Origin of the sequence: Mesorhizobium sp. LNJC391B00, from assembly GCF_000502535.1 — a bacterium.
Classification (GTDB): domain Bacteria; phylum Pseudomonadota; class Alphaproteobacteria; order Rhizobiales; family Rhizobiaceae; genus Mesorhizobium.
The window spans coordinates 439,829-458,180 of record NZ_AYWI01000006.1; the positions used below are offsets into that span (position 1 = coordinate 439,829).

Sequence of the window (18,352 nt, forward strand, 5' to 3'; positions counted from 1 at the left end):
GCGCTGCACTCAGCGGCCCCAAAGGGTCTTGCTAAGATCCGCATGAGCCTTGGACAACGTCAAGCCGAAATCGTCCATCCCTGTCGCGGCATCGGTTGGCCAGCGGACAATTCGGCGCAGCGCTGCACGGAAAAGGCAGCGGACGAACGCTGCCAGTGCAGAGGCCACGACCGCCGCCGGATCGAGTCTGCGAGCCGCCAATGCCCGATGGGCCTGTTGTGTTTCGAGATAGCGGGCCAGCGCAATATCGTGACGCGATGGTGCGCCAAGCTCCTGCCGGTCGCGCCCGGGGTCGTCATGCCAGATGGGCCACTCGGTCGGGCCAGGGTGATCCACGGTATCCTCCTGCGAAAAGAGATCCAGTGCGAACAATCTCCTCAAGCGCCGTGAGCAACGCGTGGGAACCTGCGTGATGGAATCGTGAAAAGCGCCTCGGCGGCGGAATAAGTGTTGAAATGGAGTGAGCTTGAGCGGATCGTCGTCGCGCTGTGACCGTGGCGGATCCGATGACCGGACCTTATCTTCACCTGCTGGGTGGTTTCGACTTTGCCGGCGTCGGGGCCACGGTTCCAGCCATCAGCCGCAAGGCGCGTGCGATGGTCGCCTATCTCGCGCTGCAGTCGGGGCATTCGCAGTCGCGCGAGAAGCTGGCGACCCTGCTCTGGGGCATCAACAGCGAGGCGCAGGCGCGAATGAGCCTGCGGCAAGCGGTATCGTCTGTCAGGAAGGCCATGCAGACGTGCGGCGGCGGCCGCTTCCTCACCGATGGCAACAGCGTCGCTCTGCATCTCGACGGCCTTGATTTCGACGTCGCGCGGTTCGAGGCGCTGGTCGCCAGCCCGGCACCCGAAGACCTCGAACTGGCGCTCAATGTCTACCGCGGCGACCTGCTCGACGGCTTCGGCCTGAAGGAGGAGCCATTCGAGGACTGGCTGAGGATCGAACGCGAGCGGCTGCGGGCACTGGCCGTCGCGGCGCTCGACAGGCTCGTCGCGCATTATGCAGCGACGAACGATCCTGCCGCATGCGTGCGCGCGGCGGCGCGCCTGCTGGCCATGGACCCGTTGAGGGAGGATGTCCACCGTGCCCTGATGCGCGCCTATGCGGCGCAAGGCAGGACCAATCTCGCGCTGAAGCAATATGAGCACTGCCGCACCGCGCTTCTACGCGATCTCAACCTGCAGCCGGAGCCGGAGACGCGGCAATTGTTCGAGACGCTGCGCACACGCCGCACAATGGCGCCGGCACGGCCACCCACGACTGATGCGGATGACGCTACCGGCTTCAGCCACGAACTCGCAGCCCCCCCGACCCACTATGTCAAATCGGCCGGGATCAACATCGCGTATCAGGTGACCGGCGACGGTCCGGTCGACCTGATCCATGTGCCGGGATGGGTCTCCAACCTCGACCACGCCTGGGGCTCGCCGCGGCTTTCGCATGTGCACCGGCGGCTCGGCACTTTCTCGCGCCTAATCCGCATGGACAAGCGCGGCACCGGGCTCTCGGACCGCAATGTCGGTCTGCCGACCCTGGAAGAGCGGATGGAAGATGTGCGGGCAGTGCTGGATGCGGTTGGCTCGAAGCGCACGGTGCTTTTCGGCAGCTCCGAGGGCGGCCCGATGTGCATGCTGTTCGCGGCGACCTATCCCGAGCGCACAGCGGCACTCGTGCTCAATGGGGCCTACGCCCGCGGCAGGTGGTCACAAGACTATCCGTGGGCGAAGACAAGCGAGCAGGTGGAAGAGGATCTGGCGATCGTCGAGAAAGAATGGGGAGCGGCGGCGGATATGAGCAACGCGGCGCCCAGTCTGATGAGCGACACGTTCGAGACAGAATGGTTCGCCGCCTATCTCAGGAATTCTGCCTCGCCCGCCGACGCGATCGCCCTGTGGCGCTGGGGAGCCGAAATCGATGTTCGCGACATTCTGCCTGCTGTCCATGTTCCGACACTGATCATGCAGACGACTGGCGACGGCTGGGTGAAGCGGGAAGAAGGACGTTACCTGGCGACGCACATCGAGGGCGCCCGATACATTGAGTTCGCAGGCCGCGACCACGTCATCTGGGGCGAGAATTCCGATCGGATCGTCGACGAGATCCAGGCTTTCGTCACCGGCGCCTTGCCGGCGGCCCCAGGCGAACGGCTGCTTGTGTCGGTGCTGTCCCTCGATATGACGGGCTCGCCTTTCGGCATCGACCCGGCCGAGCGGCACGCCGAAGCGCTCCGTGGCGAACTCCTCGCGGCCGAAGGCAGAGAGATCAGCCGATCGGACGGCAAGGTGCTCGCGGTGTTCCAGCGGCCAACGCGGTCGATCCAGTGCGCGATCGCCATCCGCGATCGCTTGCGGCAATCCGGTGTCGAGGTCCGCTCGGCGGTGCATATCGGCGAGTGCGAGCAGCGGGGCCATCAATTTTCAGGCGCGGCGATCGAACTGTCATCGCGTCTGCTTGACCATGCGCGGCCGGGCGAAATCATCGCATCAAGGACGGTGCGCGATCTCGTGGTCGGCTCCGGCCTGCGGTTCGAGGAGCGTGGCGAAATGGCGGCAAGCGGGCTGCCCGGCGCGTTTCCGTTCTATGCGGTCGATGGTTCGGCTTGAGCCGCTAGGTCACCTCTTCCCTGCCCCGAACCGCAGCCCGTCCATCAGCAGCTTGACCAGCCGGCGCGAGCGGTCGCGCCAGTCCTTGGTGTCGGGGGCCGAGTAGATGCCGCCGAGTGCGTGCAGCACATCGGAGGCGTCGACGTCGCTGCGGATCGAGCCTTCCGCCACTGCCGCCTCGACCAGTTGCCGCAAGGCCAGCGACACCCGGCCCGACATGTCGGAGAACACGGCGGAATTCGTGTTGAACAGGATGCGCAGGCTGGCCGCCAGGCCGCGCTTGGTGGCGATGTAGTCGACGAAGCGCTGCGTCCATTGCTCCAGCGCCACATCGGCCGAATGGTGGCTGGCGAGGTCATCGGCAGCCGCGCAGAGCGCCTCGACTTCACGCCGATAGACCACTTCGACCAGATGCTCGCGGGTTGGAAAATGCCGGTAGAGCGTGCCGATACCGACGCCCGCCTGGCGCGCGATCTCCTCCAGCGAGGCATCGACGCCGTGCTCGGCAAAGGCCGCTGCCGCGACCTCGACCAGCCGATCGCGGTTGCGCTGCGCATCGGCGCGCAGCGGCCTTGGCGCTGCGGCTTCGCGCTTCTCGTCGGCAATTGCTTGCGACTGCTCGGTCAATTTTTTCTCCACTGTCGATATATGGGGGCTTGAACCCAAAGGGGTAAGCCCCCAACTAGATAAACGGAGGCGCCTCCGTTTTAGTGGAGCAGTCTTATCATATAATCAGGGGAGCCGATATGTCACGTGTTGAGATTGTGAAGACTGAAGCATCCCCTGCCGGCTGGAGAGTCGGGGCGGCAGAGCTGCCAATCTTCCCCCTCGTGGGGGAGATGTCCGGCAGGACAGAGGGGGGCGCTGTCCCGCCAGCCTATCAAGGCCTGACTAGCGCCTCCTCGGACAAGATTCGTGTCGACGCATGTAAATCGGGAACGTCGCATTCCTTCGCGCCCCCCTCTGCCCTGCCGGGCATCTCCCCCACAAGGGGGGAGATTAGGCGCACCGTCGCCTCTTCCCGTGTCCTCTCCCACTCGAGCCCCATCTCATTCCCCTAGCGTCAAGCAAATGGAGCCAGACGCCTCATGATCGACCAAACCAAATCCACCACTATCCCAATCCGTCTCACCATCAACGGACACAGTCACGAACTGCAGGTCGAGCCGCGCGTCACGTTGCTCGACGCCTTACGCGACCGTCTTAACCTGACCGGCACCAAGAAGGGTTGCGACCAGGGCCAGTGCGGCGCCTGCACGGTGCATGTCGAGGGACAGCGCGTGCTGGCCTGCCTGACGCTTGCAGCACAAGCCGAAGGCCGCGAGATCACCACCATTGAAGGATTGGCCGGCGACGACGGCACGCTTAACGCGGTTCAGGCTGCTTTCCTCGACCAGGATGCTTTCCAGTGCGGTTACTGCACGCCCGGACAGATCATGTCGGCGGTGGCCTGCATCCGCGAAGGCCATGCCGGCTCGGATGACGAAATCCGCGAATACATGGCCGGCAACCTCTGCCGCTGCGGCGCCTATCCGCACATCGTTGCTGCCGTGCGCCAGGCGGCACTGGAGGTGGCGTCATGAGGGATTTTTCCTACGTTCGCGCCGATAGCATCGATGCCGCACGCCAAGCTGCCGCCCTGCCCGGGGCCATGCTGCTTGCCGGCGGCACGACGCTGGTCGATCTCGCCAAATGCGGCGTTGCCGAACCCGACAGCCTTGTCGACATCACCCATCTCAAAGGGCTCGACGCCATCAAGGTCGAACCCGACAGTGCCATGATCGGCGCGCTGGCCAAGATGAGCCACGTCGCCGACCATGCCGAGATCAAGAGCCGCTTTCCCGCGGTCTCCGAAGCGCTGTGGCAGGCGGCTTCCGCGCAACTGCGCAACATGGCGACCATCGGCGGCAATCTGATGCAGCGCACGCGCTGCCCCTATTTCCGCGATCCCGCGAATTTTTCCGCCTGCAACAAGCGCTCGCCCGGCAGCGGCTGCTCGGCAATCGGTGGCGTCACCCGCGGCCATGCCGTGCTCGGCACCAGCGACGCCTGCATCGCCATGTATCCCGGCGATCTCGCCACCGCGCTGGTCGCCTTCGACGCCGTGGTTCATCTTGGCGAACGCCAGGTTGCCGTCGACGACTTCTTTCTCCTGCCCGGCGCCACGCCTGAGAGGGAACACGCCATCGAAGCGGGCGAGATGATCACGGCCATCAGCATCCCGGCTTCAGCCGCCGCCCGGCGGTCGACCTATCTCAAGGTTCGCGACCGGCAGTCCTATGAGTTCGCCGCTGCAAGCGCCGCGGTCGGCATCGACTTCGAAGCCGATGGCCGCACCATTCGCGACCTGCGCGTCGCGCTGGGCGGCGTCGCGACGAAGCCGTGGCGGGCGCATGCCGTGGAAGCGGCGCTGAAGGGCAAGGTGCTCAGCGAAGACAGGGTGCGGGCCGCCAGCTTGCTCGCCGTGGAAGGCGCCGTCGACCATGGCGCCAACCACTACAAGATCGAACTGGCGCCGCGCGTCGTCGCCCGCGCCATCCTCAAGACGGGAGCCATGGCATGACCATTCACGACCCAAGAACACGGCACGGCGACGCTTCGGACGGCACTGCCGATCAGGTCGGCGGGCGGCTGTCGCGCGTCGACGGCCCGGCCAAGATCACCGGCGCGGCAAAATACGCCGTCGAACAGCAGCTCGACGGGCTTGCCTATGGCGTGCTGGTGGAAAGCACTGTCGCCGCCGGCAAGGTACGTTCGATCGACACGTCAGCCGCGGAGGCGGCACCTGGTGTGCTCAAGGTGCTGACGCCGGACACCATCATGCCGCTGAAGACTGCATCCGACTGGTTCGGCACGCCGCCGCCGGACAAACCCTACTGCCCGCTGGCGCGCGACATCACCTTTTCGGGCCAGCATGTCGCCGCGGTCATCGCGGAGACTTTCGAGCAGGCCGTCGCGGCAGCGGCGATGGTCAAGGTCAGCTATGACGAGACGCCGGCCATCGTCGACCTCAGCGACGCCAAGGCCGGCGACGGCATTCCGATCGCCGCCATGACCAAGGAATGGGGCGATGCGCAGGCCGCTTTCGCTGCCCCGGTGCGCGTCTGCGGCGCCTATAACACGCCGCGCGAATACCAGGCGCCGATGGAGCCGCATGGCCTCATCGCGCGCTGGGAGGGCGACCGGCTGACCGTGTGGGAACCGAGCCAGTGGCTCGACGGCATGGCCCGCACCTATGCCGAATGGTTCGGCGTGCCGTTCGAAAATGTACGGCTGGTCTCGCCTTATATCGGTGGCGGCTTCGGCTCCAAGGCATTGGCGCTCGGCCATGGCGCGGTGGCGGCTGCCGCAGCAAAAATGCTGGGACGGCCCGCGAGGGTGGTGATGACGCGGCCGCAGACTTTTACCGGCTATGGTGGCCGCGCCGCGACCCGCCAGACGGTGACGATCGGCGCCGACCGTGACGGAAAGATCCAGTCGATCGTGCATCGCGGCGTCAACGAAACATCCATAGACGGAATGTGGGTCGAGCCGTTGGGCGTCGTCACCTCGATCATGTATGCGACGCCCAACTTCTCCTCGAAGCAGAATGTCGTGCGGGTGAATTCGGTGGTGCCCGGCGCCATGCGCGCGCCGGGCGAAAACCCTAGCGCCTTCGGCATCGAAAGCGCCATTGACGAGCTCGCCTACGAGGTCGGCATCGATCCGCTGGAGATCCGGCTGAGGAATTACGCCGAGCAGGATCCGCACGCAAAAAAGGCTTGGTCGACGCGGCAGTTGCGCGAGGCTTTCGCGGCTGGCGCCGAACGCTTCGGCTGGGCCCAGCGCACGCCCAAACCGCGTTCGATGCGCGACGGCAACCAGTTGATCGGCTGGGGCGTCGCCGCCGGCACCTATCCGGTACGGCGCGCTTACGGCGAGGCCATCGTGCGTATCCTTGCCAACGGCTCGGTCGAGGTCGAAAGCTCCTCGATCGACATGGGCCAAGGCACGTACACGATCCTGGCGCAGACGGCGGCCGAAACGGTAGGCGTGGCGGCCGACCATGTCGTCGTGAAGCTCGGCGATTCCCGGTATCCCCGCGCCGGCGTGGCCGGCGGGTCGCGGCTGGCCGGCGTGATGACGGGCGCGGTCTACAAGGCGGCGACATCGGCGCTCGACCAGCTTGTCGGGCTGGCGATCAGCGATCCGCGCTCGCCCTTCCACGCGCTGCAGGCGAACACTTTGGTCGTCGCCAATGGCCGCATCAGGTCGCCGCGCGGCGATGGTCCCGATGTCTCGATCGCCGACCTGCTGGCCAGCGTCGGCCGCGACCGCATCGAGGCCACCGGCGACACCATGCCGGCGAACTCGACCGCCGAGGATCGCTACAAGAACTACACCACCATCGCGGCGGCGCTGCCGCACACCGAGGGCGACTATTCGCGCCACTCCTGGTGCGCGCATTTCATCGAGGTGCGCGTCGACGAGGATTTCGGCACGGTGCGCGTGTCGCGCGTGGTGTCGGCGCTGGATTCCGGCCGGCTCTACAACCCGAAACTCGCGGAGAGCCAGTGGAAGGGCGGCATCATCATGGGCATCGGCCAGGCGCTGCTCGAAGAAGGCATTGTCGACCGCAGGCATGGCCGCATCGTCAACAACAATCTCGGCGACTATCTGGTGCCGACCAATGCCGACATCCCCGATATCGAGGTCATCTCGGTCGGCATTCCCGACCTGCACTCTTCGGTGCTCGGCGGCAAGGGTGTCGGCGAACTGGCCATCGTCGGCGTAGCGCCGGCGATCGCCAATGCGGTGTTCCATGCGACGGGAAAAAGAGTGCGGGACTTGCCGATCACGCTGGAGAAGTTGATCTAGGAAGCGGCGTGCGTAATCTCCCCCCTCGAGGGGGAGATGTCGCCGAAGGCGACAGAGGGGGTCGCCTCTCGTAGAGCGCCAACCTCCTTCCGCCGCAGTAGGTCGAGCCCGGTCGGACCGACCCCCTCTGCCCTGCCGGGCATCTCCCCCTCAAGGGGGGAGATTGGCAGCACGCCCACCTCGGCTACCAGTCGAGCTTGAACGCAAGTTTGCCGAAATGCTGCCCGCCCGCCGACATGTGCGCGTAGGCTTCGGCCGCCTGCTCTTGGCTAAACACCTTGTCGACGACCGGGTCGATGCGGGCGGCGGCGATGGCGCGGACGGCGGCGCGAAGGTCAGATACCGACCCGGTGTTGTTGCCGACCACCTTCAGCGCCTTGATGATGATCGGCAGCAGGTCGACCGTGGCCTCAGCGCCGGTGACGAAACCGATGGTGAACAGCGTGCCGCCAGGCGCGGTGGCGTTGACGGCGCGGGCGAAGGTGGCGGTGCCGGCGGTCTCGACGACGAGGTCGGCGCCGAGGCCGCCGGTCAGTTCCAGCACCTTGCCGTCCCAGTCGGGCGTCGCGCGGTAGTTGATGAGATGATCGGCGCCGAGTGCCTTCGCCCGCTCCAGCTTCTCGTCCGACGAAGAAGTGATGATGACGGTTGCGCCGGCGGCTTTCGCCAGCTGAAGGGTGAAGATGGAGACGCCGCCGGTGCCGAGCAGCACGACGACCGAGCCCGGCCCGACATCGGCGGCGCGGACGGCGTTCCAGGCGGTGGTCGCGGCGATCGGCAGGGTCGACGCCGCCTCGAAAGAGAGACGAGCCGGTACCGGCACGAGCGAGTTCGCCGGCAGCGCGACATATTCGGCGAGCGACCCCGGCAGCGAAATTCCGCGCATCTGCGTCATCTCGTTAGGCCGCGGCGGACCGCCGATCCAGCGCGGCTTGGCATGGGCAACGACGCGATCGCCGACGGCGAAATCCGTAACGCCCTCCCCCAGCGCGACGATCTCGCCGGCGCCGTCGGCGACGGGAATGAGCGGAAAGCCGGGCACGCGATAATTGCCGCTGGCCACCGCCACATCGACGAAATTCAGGCTCGCGGCGCGCTGGCGGATCAGCACTTCGCCGCGCTGCGGTTCAGGCGTGGCAATGGTGGTGGCGCGAAAGGCGTCCAACTTGGCGGCGGTCAGTTCGATAGCTTTCATGGCTCACGCATTCCTGTTGAAAGGGTCGATCGTCGGGATTGAGTGAAGCTATCTGCTGCGCTACAAGCAGATAATCCTGAATTTCTACATTTGAATCCTGTGCTTTATGCAGCAATCACACGACCTCGCCAGCCTTGCCGAAATGGCCGCCTTTGCGGCAATCACCGAAGCGGGATCCTTCACCAAGGCAGCGTTGCGCGTCGGGCGCGACTCGACGGTTCTGTCACGCCGCCTGCAATCGCTGGAGGAGCGGCTCGGCGTGCGGCTGCTGCACCGGACCACCCGAAGCGTGTCGTTGACGGAGGCCGGAGCGGAGTTCCTGGTGCGTGTCCGCGCCATCCTGGCCTCGGTGGACGAAGCTGAGGCTGCTGCTTCCGCGCATGCCAGCGGGACGCCGCGCGGCTTGCTGCGGCTGGCGCTGCCGGGAACCTTTGGGCGTATGTGGATCGGGCCGCTGTTGCCGCACTTTCTAGCGACGTTCCCGGATGTCCGCATCGAGGCCGAGTTCTCCAACCGGTTCGTCGATCTCGTTGCAGAGAACTTCGATGTCGCCGTCCGTCTCGGCGCGCTGGAGGACTCGCGCCTGGTGGCGCGCAAGATCGCGACACGGCGGCGGTTGCTGTGCGCTGCTCCCTCCTACCTCGCCCGCAGGGGCGCGCCGGAAGCGCCGGAAGCGCTGACCGAACACGCCTGCCTCGGCTTCTCCGGCTTCCAGACCTTTCCCACCTGGGAGATGACCGACAGTTCGGGCCGCCGCGTTAACGTCGAAGTCTCGGGGCCGATGGTTTGCGACGATGCCGAAGTGCTGGTCGAAGCCGCGGTGCAAGGCCTCGGCCTGATGATGAGCACCGATTGGCTGGTCGGGCGCGAACTCGCCGACGGACGGCTGGTGCCGTTGCTGGAGGACTGGACGCTGGCCGACGAAGGCGCTGTCTATGTCGTCATGCCCTCGGCCAGGGGACAAGCCGCCAAGACACGCGCCTTCGCCGACTGGATCGGTAAGCGCTTCGCGCCGGAGCCGCCCTGGACGTCGAGGCCGGTCTCAAAGGCTTGCTCAATGGGGCGCGCCGGGGGCTAAGACGGCATGCCGCTGTCACCAGGCCCTTTGTCCTGTATGATCTCGTTGATGTAGCTTGGGAGGGGATCATGCAAAGTGCATTGGCGAAGTTCATCATGGCAAGTTCCGTTCTGGCCGCGCTGCAAGCCGCGCAGCCGGCTTTTGCCGCGTCCTGCAACTGGAGCGCCAAGATGGAAGAAGACGAAGGCGGCAGCGTGCTGACGGCTTCGGTGTGCGGCGGACCGAAGGCCGATGCGCATCTGATGCTCGTCTGTTTCGACAAGCCGGTGCTGAGCTACGATCTGGGTGCGGCCGGCCAGCAGCTGGAGCCCGGCATCAGCGCTTCCTTCACCTTCAAGGGCGGTGACAAGAGCGTGACCAAAAAGCTCGACCTCGAGGCCATGTATAATTACTTCACGGCTGAGCTGAGCAAAGACGATCCACTGCTCGGCCTGTTGCGCGGCAAGGGCGACGTCACGGTTACGGCCGACAAATATGGCGAGAACAGCTTTCCGCTGACCGGCTCGAGCGCGGCCATCGGCAAGGTGCTGACGCAGTGCGGCAAAGGTTCGGCCGGCGACGCGGACTGAAGCTCCCTACTTTCGACCACGCAGCTTGGTCCCCGCCTCCGTCAGGGCAAAGCCAAGCAGGTTCTCGCCGCGCCCGGTTTGCCGTTTCGCTCATCGACGGGGGCACGGGTTTTGGAGGCGCAACATGCGGCCTGAGTTTTCAACGCGAGCTGCGCTCTCCCTCCGGAGTCGCCACCAGCGAGGCGGCGGCGGCATTGGCGGTGGCAATCGCCGCTTCCACCGGATGGCCACGCGCGAGGCCTGCCGCGAAGGCGCCGACGAATTCGTCGCCGGCGCCATGGGTGCTGACGACTTTTACCGGAATGGCCGCCAGCGCGAAGGCCGCGCCGATCCGGTCGCAATAGGCGACGCCTTCGCCGCCGGCGGTGACGATCGCCGAGGGGTAGGTATCGATCAGCCGCCGCGCGGCTTCGGTTGCGCCGGCGAGCGTATCGACGACCGGAACGCCGGCCAAAAATTCCGCTTCGATGGCGTTGACGATGACGATGTCTATCAGCGCGGTCAATTCGGCCGACAGTGTTCGCGCCGGTGCGGCGTTGAGCACGACGCGGCCGCCGGATGCCTTCACCGCGCGCGCGGCAGCGATGTTTGCGGCGTCGGGCACTTCGTTTTGCAGCAACAGCACTGCCGTCTGTACCACCACCTCCCTTGCTGCCACGACGTCATCATCGTCCAGCGTGAGATTGCTGCCGGAGACGATCACCGCACCATAGTCGCCATCGCTGTCGAAGATCGCCACGCTCATGCCGGAGCCTGCGCCTGCCGCCACGCGCACGAAGCGGCGATCGACGCCGGCGCGATCTAGATTGGCCAGCAGCGCCGTGCCGAAATCGTCGTCGCCGACGGCGCCGATCATCGCCGCACGCACGCCGGCGCGTGCCGCCGAGACCGCCTGGTTGCCGCCCTTGCCGCCGCATTTCGGCTGCCAGGCATGGCCGGTCACCGTCTCGCCCTTGCGCGGACGGTCGGGCGCGTCGACCATGATGTCGTAGTGCAGGCTGCCGAAGACGGTGACCAGCGGAACCGTCATGTGCCCCGGTCTTTTCGTTTCGAGGTGACGGCCGACATGGTGCGGCCGAGATTGCGCTCCGCCGCCTGATAGTCGCGCTGCGCCACCGCCACGAACAAAGCGTCGAGGATGTTGAGCTGCGCGATGCGCGCCGCCGCGTTTTCGCCCATCAGCGGCGAGCCTTGCGCGGTCGAGCACAGCACGATGTCGGCAATCTGGGCCAGCGGCGAGTTGTCGTAGTTGGTGATGGCCAGCGTGCGGGCGCCGCTCTTGCGGGCTAGATGGATGGCGTCGATGACGGCCGACGTGTTGCCGGAATGCGAGAAGCCGACGGCGATGTCGTCGGCGCCGAGGAGCGAGGCCGACATCAGCATCATGTGCGAGTCGTCATAGACAGACGCGCGGATGCCGATGCGCAGGAATTTGTGCGAGACGTCGCGGGCGATCTGGGCGGAGCCGCCGACGCCATAGAAATCGCGGTTCCTGGCGCGGTAGAGCAGATCGGCGGCACGGTCGAAATCGTCCATGTCGAGGATCGCGAGCGTCTCCTCCAGCGCCTGGATCGAGGTGCGGAACACTTTCTGCACGATCTCGGCCGAGCTGTCGTCGACCGACAGTTCCTGGTGCATCTCGGCGGTCGGGAGGCGGCTGTATTCATAGACGGCGGTGCGGAAGTCGCGGTAGCCGGAGAAGCCGAGTTTCTTGGCGATCTTGACCACCATCGCCTCCGACACGCCGGCCTCCTCGGCGATCTGCTTGAGCGGAATGGTCTCGTCGAAACCGCGCCGGCCGAAGACGGTTTCCACCACCTTGGCCTCAAGCGGGGTGAGATGCGGCATCATCATGCGGATGCGCGGCCCCACGGCTTTCAGATCGAGATTGCTCAACGTCATCCACGTCCCCTCGTCACGACCCGAGCATGGCTTCCTGGACGATAGCCTGCGACGTCACGGCGTCCTGGCTGTCCATGGCGGCGGACAGGCGGTTATCCTTCTCCAGCCGGTCGACAACGCGCAGCAGGCGCTTGACGGTGGCGATGTTGACTTCGCATTCGCGCACCGGATCGAGCCCGGTCATGTCGGGGAAGGTGTCGAAGTAGATGGCGCCGGCGTAGCCGTCGCGGCGGATCTGGCGCAGCAGTTCGATGGTCTGCAGCGTGTGCACCGCGCCGACCATCAGGCCGTCGTCGCGCTTGGCATAGCCATCGTTGAGATGGACGCCGAGCAGCTTGCTGTGGCGAGCGATCAGCGCCGCGGCGAAGGCCGGCTGTTCGTCGGCATAGAGCACATGGGCGAAATCGAGCGTGACGCCGAGAGTGGGTAGGCCGACCTCGCGGATCGCCAGCAAGGTGGTCGCCGCATCCGGCATCAGCGAGTAGGAGCGCGGTTCGTTAGGCTTGTACTCCAGGCTGATCTGGCAGCCGGGATCATGCGCGGCAACTTCACGAATCCCCTCGATTTCGTGCTGCCAGAGCGTCGCATAGTCAGTTTGAAATGCATAGTCGAAGCCATCCTGGCCCAGCCACAGCGTCATCAGACTGGCGCCGGCCGCGCGCACCGCATCGATACCGGCCTTGGTCAAGTCGATGGCTTCGCGGCGCACCGCCGGGTCCGGATTGGTGAAGGCGCCGAGCTTGAAGGCCGGATTGGAGTAGTAACGCATGGCAAAGCCATTGATGGAAAGCCCGAAATCACCGAACTTTCGGGCGATTTCAGCCGGCTTTTCACTGACATGGTCGGGGAAATTAAGATCAAGGTCGGTCAGCCCGTCGACCTTGGCCGCGCGGGCTGCCATCTGCAGCATGGACGGCTTGCCGGTAAGATCAGGCCATTCGGCTTGCGGCCGCGAGGCGAAGGAATTCAGGCGGGTGGCGAAGCGACTGTTTGTCATGATGGACCTTTCAGTGATTTACTTCATATAAATACGAATATTTGTAAAGTTCTCATTTGCGAGGCGGTTTGTAGCGCGCAACATCCTGCTTGGCCGAGATCTTCGGCTGCGCCTCTGCATCCATGCCGGGAGTTTCGAATCCCGCAACGGTGCGGATGCTGGTGCAAGCCCTTGCGCCCTGCCTGCCGATTGACCAATCTCGCCGACACTGTCATGAGCCGCGGTTGGGGGATCGCACATGCCAACGCTTTATCAACTGAAACCGGCCTTTCAGGCCAGGCTGCGGCCGCTGGCCGACCGGCTGGCCGATGCCGGCGTCACCGCCAACCAGATCACGCTTCTCGCCGCGGCGCTCTCCATCGCCACCGGCCTGGTGGTCGCGGCCTTTGCCTACCATCCCCTGGTTTTCCTGTTGATGCCGGTGGTGCTGTTCGTGCGCATGGCGCTCAACGCCATTGACGGGATGCTGGCCAGGGAACATGGGCAAGCATCAAAACTCGGCATGTTTCTCAACGAACTCTGCGACGTCGTCTCGGACCTGGCGCTGATCCTGGCCTTTGCCACCTTGTTCCCGGCCTGGGGTGTCGTCGCCTTCGCTATTACCGCCATGCTTGTCGAGTTCGCCGGCGTGCTTGGCGTTGCCGCAGGCAGCGGGCGCAACTATGCCGGGCCGTTCGGCAAGAGCGACCGAGCCCTGGTGCTCGGCGTCATCGGCTTTCTCCTCGCTTGCGGCCTGTGGGTGGCGGGGATCGCGCCATTTGTGTTTCCGATCATGGCTACACTGTCGGGGATAACCGCCATCAACCGGATACGCAGCGGCCTTAGAGCGGGCGGCACCTGATGCCAAAGCGTCAGGCACCCGACCGCCAGAGGGAAACCATGATCCACCAGACCATCGCCGCCCTAGCACCGGCAAGCCTCGAGCGCATCGCGCAGGAGCGCACGTTCAAGAGCCATGACGGCACCGAGATCTTCTACCGCTACTGGCCGGCCGCCGGGTCGGCGCCAAAGGGTGCGATCCTGCTGTTCCATCGCGGCCACGAGCATGGCGGCCGCATGGCGCATCTGGTCGACGAGCTCGCCATGCCCGACCATGCCTTCTACGCCTGGGACGCCCGCGGCAATGGCCGATCGGCCGGCGAGCGCGGCTATGCGCCGTCCTTTGCCGCCCTGGTGCGTGATATCGACTGCCTGGTGCGCGAGATCGGCCGGGATGGTTTTGGCCAGCGCGACATCGCGCTGATCGCGCAGTCCTTCGGCGCCGTGCTGGCTGCTGCCTGGGTGCATGACTATGCGCCCGACATCCGCGCGCTGGTGGTGGCTTCACCGGCCTTTTCGGTCAAGCTCTACGTGCCCTTCGCCAAGGAGGGCATTGCGCTGTGGCAGAAGCTCAAGGGCCGCTTCTTCGTCAATTCCTACGTCAAGGCGAAGTTCCTGACGCATGATGCCGAGCGCATCGCTTCCTTCGACGCCGATCCGCTGATCACGCGACCGATCGCCTCCAACATCCTGGTCGAGCTTTACGACCACGCTGCCCGCATCGTCTCGGACGCGCGCGCCATCACCGTGCCGACGCAGCTCTTGATCTCCGGCAGCGATTGGGTGGTGCGGCATGGACCTCAGCACGAGTTCTTCGTCAATCTCGGCAGCAGCGCCAAGGAGCGGCATGTGCTGCCCGGCTTCTTCCACGACACGCTGGGCGAGCGCGATCGCAAGCAGGCGCTGGACCTGATCCGGCCATTCCTCGAAAAGCAATTTGCAACGCCGGAGAAAACCATCGACTTGCTTCAGGCCGACCGCGCCGGCTACACCCGCGACGAGGCAGAGAGGCTCGCCTCGCCGCTGACGCTGCTGTCGCCCAACGGTATTTTCTGGGCGATGAGTCGCGCCTCGATCCGCATGGGCGCCTGGCTGTCTTCGGGCATGAAGATCGGCATGGCCACCGGCTTCGATTCCGGCTCGACGCTCGACTATGTCTACGAGAACGATGCGCGCGGCACCGGCTTCATCGGCCGCATGATCGACCGCACCTTCCTCGACGCCATCGGCTGGCGCGGCATCCGCCAGCGCAAGCTGCATCTGGAAGAGCTGATCGGCAACGCCGCCGCCAGCCTGAAGGCAGCTGGCCGTCCCGTCCACATGCTCGACATCGCCGCCGGCCACGGCCGCTATGTACTCGATGCCGTCGCCAAATGCACTGAACCACCAGCAAGCGTGCGGCTGCAGGATTATTCCGAGCTCAATGTCGGACTGGGTTCGAAGCTGATAGCCGAGCGGCAGCTGCCGACCAGCGTCACCTTTCATCAGGCCGACGCCTTCGATGCCGACATGCTGGCCGGGCAAAAGCCGGCGCCGGACCTCGCCATCGTCTCCGGACTTTACGAATTGTTCGCCGACAATACGATGATTTCCCGCTCGCTCGGCGGGCTGGCGAGCGCCATGCAGTCCGGCAGCCTGCTCGTCTACACCAATCAGCCATGGCATCCGCAGCTGGAGATGATCGCGCGCAGCCTGACCTCGCATCGCGGCGGACAGGCCTGGGTGATGCGGCGGCGCACGCAGGGCGAGATGGACCAGCTGGTGACGGCTGCCGGTTTCGAGAAGATCGACCAGCGCATCGACCAATGGGGCATCTTCACCGTTTCGGTCGCACGGCGCGTCTGAGACCATGGTCCTGCCTGTCACTGATCCTGGCCCCGTCCCGGCGCGGGAACCGTATTCCGGTATCGTGCTGAGTGCCGCCCTTTGGCTGGCCCTGCTGGCGCCGTTCTTCTACTCGACCTATGGCTTGGCCAACTGGCTGGCGTCGCGGCGCGACCATGTCGGCAGCATCGTGTTTGCCTGGGAACACGCCATTCCATTCCTCGCCTGGACGATCGTGCCCTACTGGTCGATCAATCTGTTCTACGGCCTGTCGCTGCTGCTCAACACGACCAGGCGCGGCGTCGACCGGCTCGCCGGCCGCTATCTCTCGGCGCAGATCATTGCCGTCGCCTGCTTCATCGCGTTCCCGCTAACGGCGACCTTCGTGCGGCCGGAAACCACCGGCCTGCCGGGTTTCCTGTTTGCGGTGCTTGGCGGCTTCGACAAACCGTTCAACCAGGCGCCATCCCTGCACATCGCGCTGCTGCTGATCATCTGGGATCACTGGCGTCACGTTCTGGTGCGCCACCGTCTCGGCGCCATTCTCGGACCCGTTTGGCATGTCTGGTGCTTTCTGATCGGTGCCTCGGTGCTGACGACCTGGCAGCACCATTTCATCGACATCCCGACCGGCGCGCTGCTCGGCCTGTTTGCGCTGTGGCTGTTTCCGGCCAAGGGCGAATTGCCTTTCTGGGGCTTTCGACTGACCGCCGACCCGAAGGCGCGGCGGCTGGCGGGATACTATGCGCTCGGTGCCACCATTGCCCTCGCCGCCGCTGCCGCGGGGGCTTTCGTCTCCGCCGTCTCGCTCATCCTTTTGTGGCCGGCATTGGCGCTGGCCATCGTCGCCTTCGCCTATGCCGGAGCCGGCGCCAAAGTGTTCCAGAAGGCGGCCGACGGCAGCGTCTCACTGGCCAGCCGCATCCTGCTCCTGCCCTACCGGCTCGGCGCCCGGATCAATGTGTGGGTATGGACCCGCCGATTGGCGCCGCAAGCGGAGATCACCGATGGCGTTTTCTTCGGCCGGTTTCCGAGCGCAGACGAGGCCAACCGCTTCGGCACCGTGATCGATCTTGCCGGCGAGCTGAAACGGCCGCGCGGCACGACCTGCCGCTGGATCAGCTATGCCATGCTTGACCTCGTGGAGCCGCCGCATGACCGGCTGGAGCGAGCGGTGGCGGCGATCGAGCTGGCGCGCCGGCGCGGCACCGTCCTGGTCTGCTGCGCGCTCGGCTTCCAGCGCAGTGCAGCCGTCGTCGCCGACTGGCTGGTTGTGACCGGACGCTCGCACACTGCCGCGCAGGCGCGCAGGAAACTCGCCGCATTGGGCCGGCCCGTGCATCTTCAGATCGGGCTGGAAGAACCGGGGCTGGAAGAACCGACATGAGTTGGCCGGCATGAGTGGCGAGAATTTTCCCGAGAACGCCGAAATATTCGCCGCCGGACTGATGGTGCAGGCGGTGTGGCCGATCCTGCTGGTGGTCGCGGCTGTGATGGCAGCGCCGGTCATCGGCCTGGTGGCCGGACCGCAGACGACAGCGCTGTCCGCGGCGGCCTGGCTGGTCGCGGCGGCGAGCGCCGTGGCCACGCTGACTCTTTCGGCCTTGCTTTTGTTCGATGCGCTGCTGTTCCGGCTGATGGCAAGCCACGCCAGCGAGGCCGCCGGGGGTGCCGTGGTCGACGATGTGCTGGCGCGCATGCGCCTGAAATCCACCACTGCCGGCGGCCGCTCGCTCGACCATCGCATGGCAGGCACGCGCCGCCTGCTGACAAGGCAGCGCATGGCGCTCGCCATGTTTGCTGCGGCATCCCTTTTCGCAGCATTTGTTTGAGCCATGACAAAACTTCACCTGCGCGCCAACACCTTCACCTTGCTGCAGACGGTGACGTCGGTCGGCCTGTCGGCGGCGGCCTGGGTGGTAACCGGCGTCAGACCAATCTGGAACGGCAGCCAGCCGTCGGAGCGGCAGCGCATCTACTTCGCCAACCATGCCAGCCATGGTGATTTCATCCTGCTGTCGGCTTGTCTGAGCGAGAAGGTGCGCGCCCGCACCCATGCGATCGCGGCGGCCGAATATTGGGGCAAGTCGCGGCTGCGCCGCTTCATCGCGCAGGACATGCTGTCGTCCGTGCTCATCCACCGGCAGTGGACCGACGAAACGCAACACCCGATCTCGATCATGCTGTCGGTGCTCGACGACGGCCACTCGCTGATCCTGTTTCCCGAAGGCACTCGCAACACGACGGAGGCGGATCTGCTGCCGTTCCGCTCCGGCCTCTACAATCTGTCGATCGCGCGGCCCGATGTCGAACTCATCCCGTGCTGGATCGAGAACATGTCGCGCGTGCTGCCCAAGGGCCAGTTCCTGCCGGTGCCGCTTCTGTGCCGCGTCGTCTTTGGTCCGCCGGTGGCGATCGCGCCCGGCGAAGAACGCCGCACCTTCCTCGAGCGCGCGCGCCAGACGCTGCTGTCGCTCAACCCGCGTCCGGATCGAGACGACTGATGCC

The 18,352-nt window shown here is 65.5% G+C and carries 17 protein-coding genes; 11 read left to right on the forward strand and 6 right to left on the reverse strand.

Annotated elements, in window-relative coordinates:
* Window positions 1-9: 9 nt before the first annotated feature.
* Window positions 10-372, reverse strand: a complete 363-nt coding sequence (locus X750_RS147655; protein WP_023747832.1) for a hypothetical protein — start codon at window positions 370-372, stop codon at window positions 10-12.
* 134 nt (window positions 373-506) lie between these two features.
* Here X750_RS147655 and X750_RS1000000164700 point away from each other — a divergent pair, with 134 nt between their 5' ends.
* The gene (locus X750_RS1000000164700) at window positions 507-2,603 is read left to right on the forward strand and encodes an alpha/beta fold hydrolase (protein ID WP_031201953.1); all 2,097 of its coding nucleotides are present in this window, start codon (window positions 507-509) and stop codon (window positions 2,601-2,603) included.
* Window positions 2,604-2,612: 9 nt separating this feature from the next.
* Here the strand turns inward: X750_RS1000000164700 and X750_RS147650 are convergent, their stop codons facing one another.
* Window positions 2,613-3,230: a TetR/AcrR family transcriptional regulator gene (locus tag X750_RS147650; protein ID WP_032904619.1), complete on the reverse strand. Its 618-nt coding sequence runs from the start codon at window positions 3,228-3,230 to the stop codon at window positions 2,613-2,615.
* Window positions 3,231-3,691: 461 nt separating this feature from the next.
* Here X750_RS147650 and X750_RS147645 point away from each other — a divergent pair, with 461 nt between their 5' ends.
* From X750_RS147645 to X750_RS147635, 3 genes are read left to right on the forward strand one after another with little or no spacing between them, the layout of a single operon-like run.
* Entirely contained in the window at window positions 3,692-4,186 is a 495-nt protein-coding gene (locus tag X750_RS147645; protein WP_023747835.1) for a (2Fe-2S)-binding protein, read from the forward strand.
* Window positions 4,183-5,166 (forward strand): xanthine dehydrogenase family protein subunit M, encoded by a 984-nt coding sequence (locus X750_RS147640; RefSeq protein WP_023747836.1) that lies wholly within the window; start codon window positions 4,183-4,185, stop codon window positions 5,164-5,166. The genes X750_RS147645 and X750_RS147640 overlap by 4 nt, the downstream gene beginning before the upstream one ends.
* Window positions 5,163-7,460, forward strand: coding sequence for a xanthine dehydrogenase family protein molybdopterin-binding subunit (locus tag X750_RS147635; protein WP_023747837.1), 2,298 nt, complete (start codon window positions 5,163-5,165; stop codon window positions 7,458-7,460). The genes X750_RS147640 and X750_RS147635 overlap by 4 nt, the downstream gene beginning before the upstream one ends.
* A 184-nt stretch (window positions 7,461-7,644) precedes the next feature.
* Here the strand turns inward: X750_RS147635 and X750_RS147625 are convergent, their stop codons facing one another.
* Window positions 7,645-8,655 carry an NAD(P)-dependent alcohol dehydrogenase gene (locus X750_RS147625; protein WP_023712504.1) on the reverse strand — a complete coding sequence of 337 codons (1,011 nt, stop codon included), beginning with the start codon at window positions 8,653-8,655 and terminating at the stop codon, window positions 7,645-7,647.
* A 106-nt stretch (window positions 8,656-8,761) separates the two neighbouring features.
* On the opposite strand from X750_RS147625, the gene X750_RS147620 reads away from it, so the two are divergent.
* Window positions 8,762-9,733, forward strand: coding sequence for a LysR family transcriptional regulator (locus X750_RS147620; RefSeq protein WP_023730364.1), 972 nt, complete (start codon window positions 8,762-8,764; stop codon window positions 9,731-9,733).
* A 68-nt stretch (window positions 9,734-9,801) separates the two neighbouring features.
* Window positions 9,802-10,302 carry a hypothetical protein gene (locus tag X750_RS147615; protein WP_245259886.1) on the forward strand — a complete coding sequence of 167 codons (501 nt, stop codon included), beginning with the start codon at window positions 9,802-9,804 and terminating at the stop codon, window positions 10,300-10,302.
* Between the two features lie 139 nt (window positions 10,303-10,441).
* Here the strand turns inward: X750_RS147615 and X750_RS147610 are convergent, their stop codons facing one another.
* The 3 genes from X750_RS147610 to X750_RS147600 are packed head-to-tail and all read right to left on the reverse strand — an operon-like array spanning window position 10,442 to window position 13,201.
* Window positions 10,442-11,332, reverse strand: a complete 891-nt coding sequence (locus X750_RS147610; protein ID WP_023747838.1) for a ribokinase — start codon at window positions 11,330-11,332, stop codon at window positions 10,442-10,444.
* Entirely contained in the window at window positions 11,329-12,204 is an 876-nt protein-coding gene (locus X750_RS147605; RefSeq protein WP_023672510.1) for a MurR/RpiR family transcriptional regulator, read from the reverse strand. Before X750_RS147605 ends, X750_RS147610 begins: the two co-directional genes overlap by 4 nt.
* Before the next feature lie 13 nt (window positions 12,205-12,217).
* On the reverse strand, window positions 12,218-13,201 hold the full coding sequence (locus X750_RS147600) for a sugar phosphate isomerase/epimerase family protein (protein ID WP_023747839.1): 984 nt from the start codon (window positions 13,199-13,201) through the stop codon (window positions 12,218-12,220).
* A gap of 238 nt (window positions 13,202-13,439) precedes the next feature.
* Here X750_RS147600 and X750_RS147595 point away from each other — a divergent pair, with 238 nt between their 5' ends.
* Genes X750_RS147595 through X750_RS147575 form a run of 5 tightly spaced genes read left to right on the forward strand, consistent with a single transcriptional unit; the run spans window position 13,440 to window position 18,348 of the window.
* Window positions 13,440-14,042: a CDP-alcohol phosphatidyltransferase family protein gene (locus X750_RS147595; protein WP_023703071.1), complete on the forward strand. Its 603-nt coding sequence runs from the start codon at window positions 13,440-13,442 to the stop codon at window positions 14,040-14,042.
* A gap of 38 nt (window positions 14,043-14,080) precedes the next feature.
* Window positions 14,081-15,865 (forward strand): bifunctional alpha/beta hydrolase/class I SAM-dependent methyltransferase, encoded by a 1,785-nt coding sequence (locus X750_RS147590; protein WP_023747840.1) that lies wholly within the window; start codon window positions 14,081-14,083, stop codon window positions 15,863-15,865.
* A gap of 4 nt (window positions 15,866-15,869) precedes the next feature.
* Window positions 15,870-17,231, forward strand: coding sequence for a phosphatase PAP2/dual specificity phosphatase family protein (locus X750_RS147585; RefSeq protein ID WP_023747841.1), 1,362 nt, complete (start codon window positions 15,870-15,872; stop codon window positions 17,229-17,231).
* Window positions 17,232-17,241: 10 nt separating this feature from the next.
* Window positions 17,242-17,676, forward strand: coding sequence for a hypothetical protein (locus tag X750_RS147580; protein WP_023747842.1), 435 nt, complete (start codon window positions 17,242-17,244; stop codon window positions 17,674-17,676).
* A 3-nt stretch (window positions 17,677-17,679) separates the two neighbouring features.
* Window positions 17,680-18,348 (forward strand): lysophospholipid acyltransferase family protein, encoded by a 669-nt coding sequence (locus X750_RS147575; protein ID WP_023740090.1) that lies wholly within the window; start codon window positions 17,680-17,682, stop codon window positions 18,346-18,348.
* The last annotated feature ends 4 nt before the right edge of the window (window positions 18,349-18,352 follow it).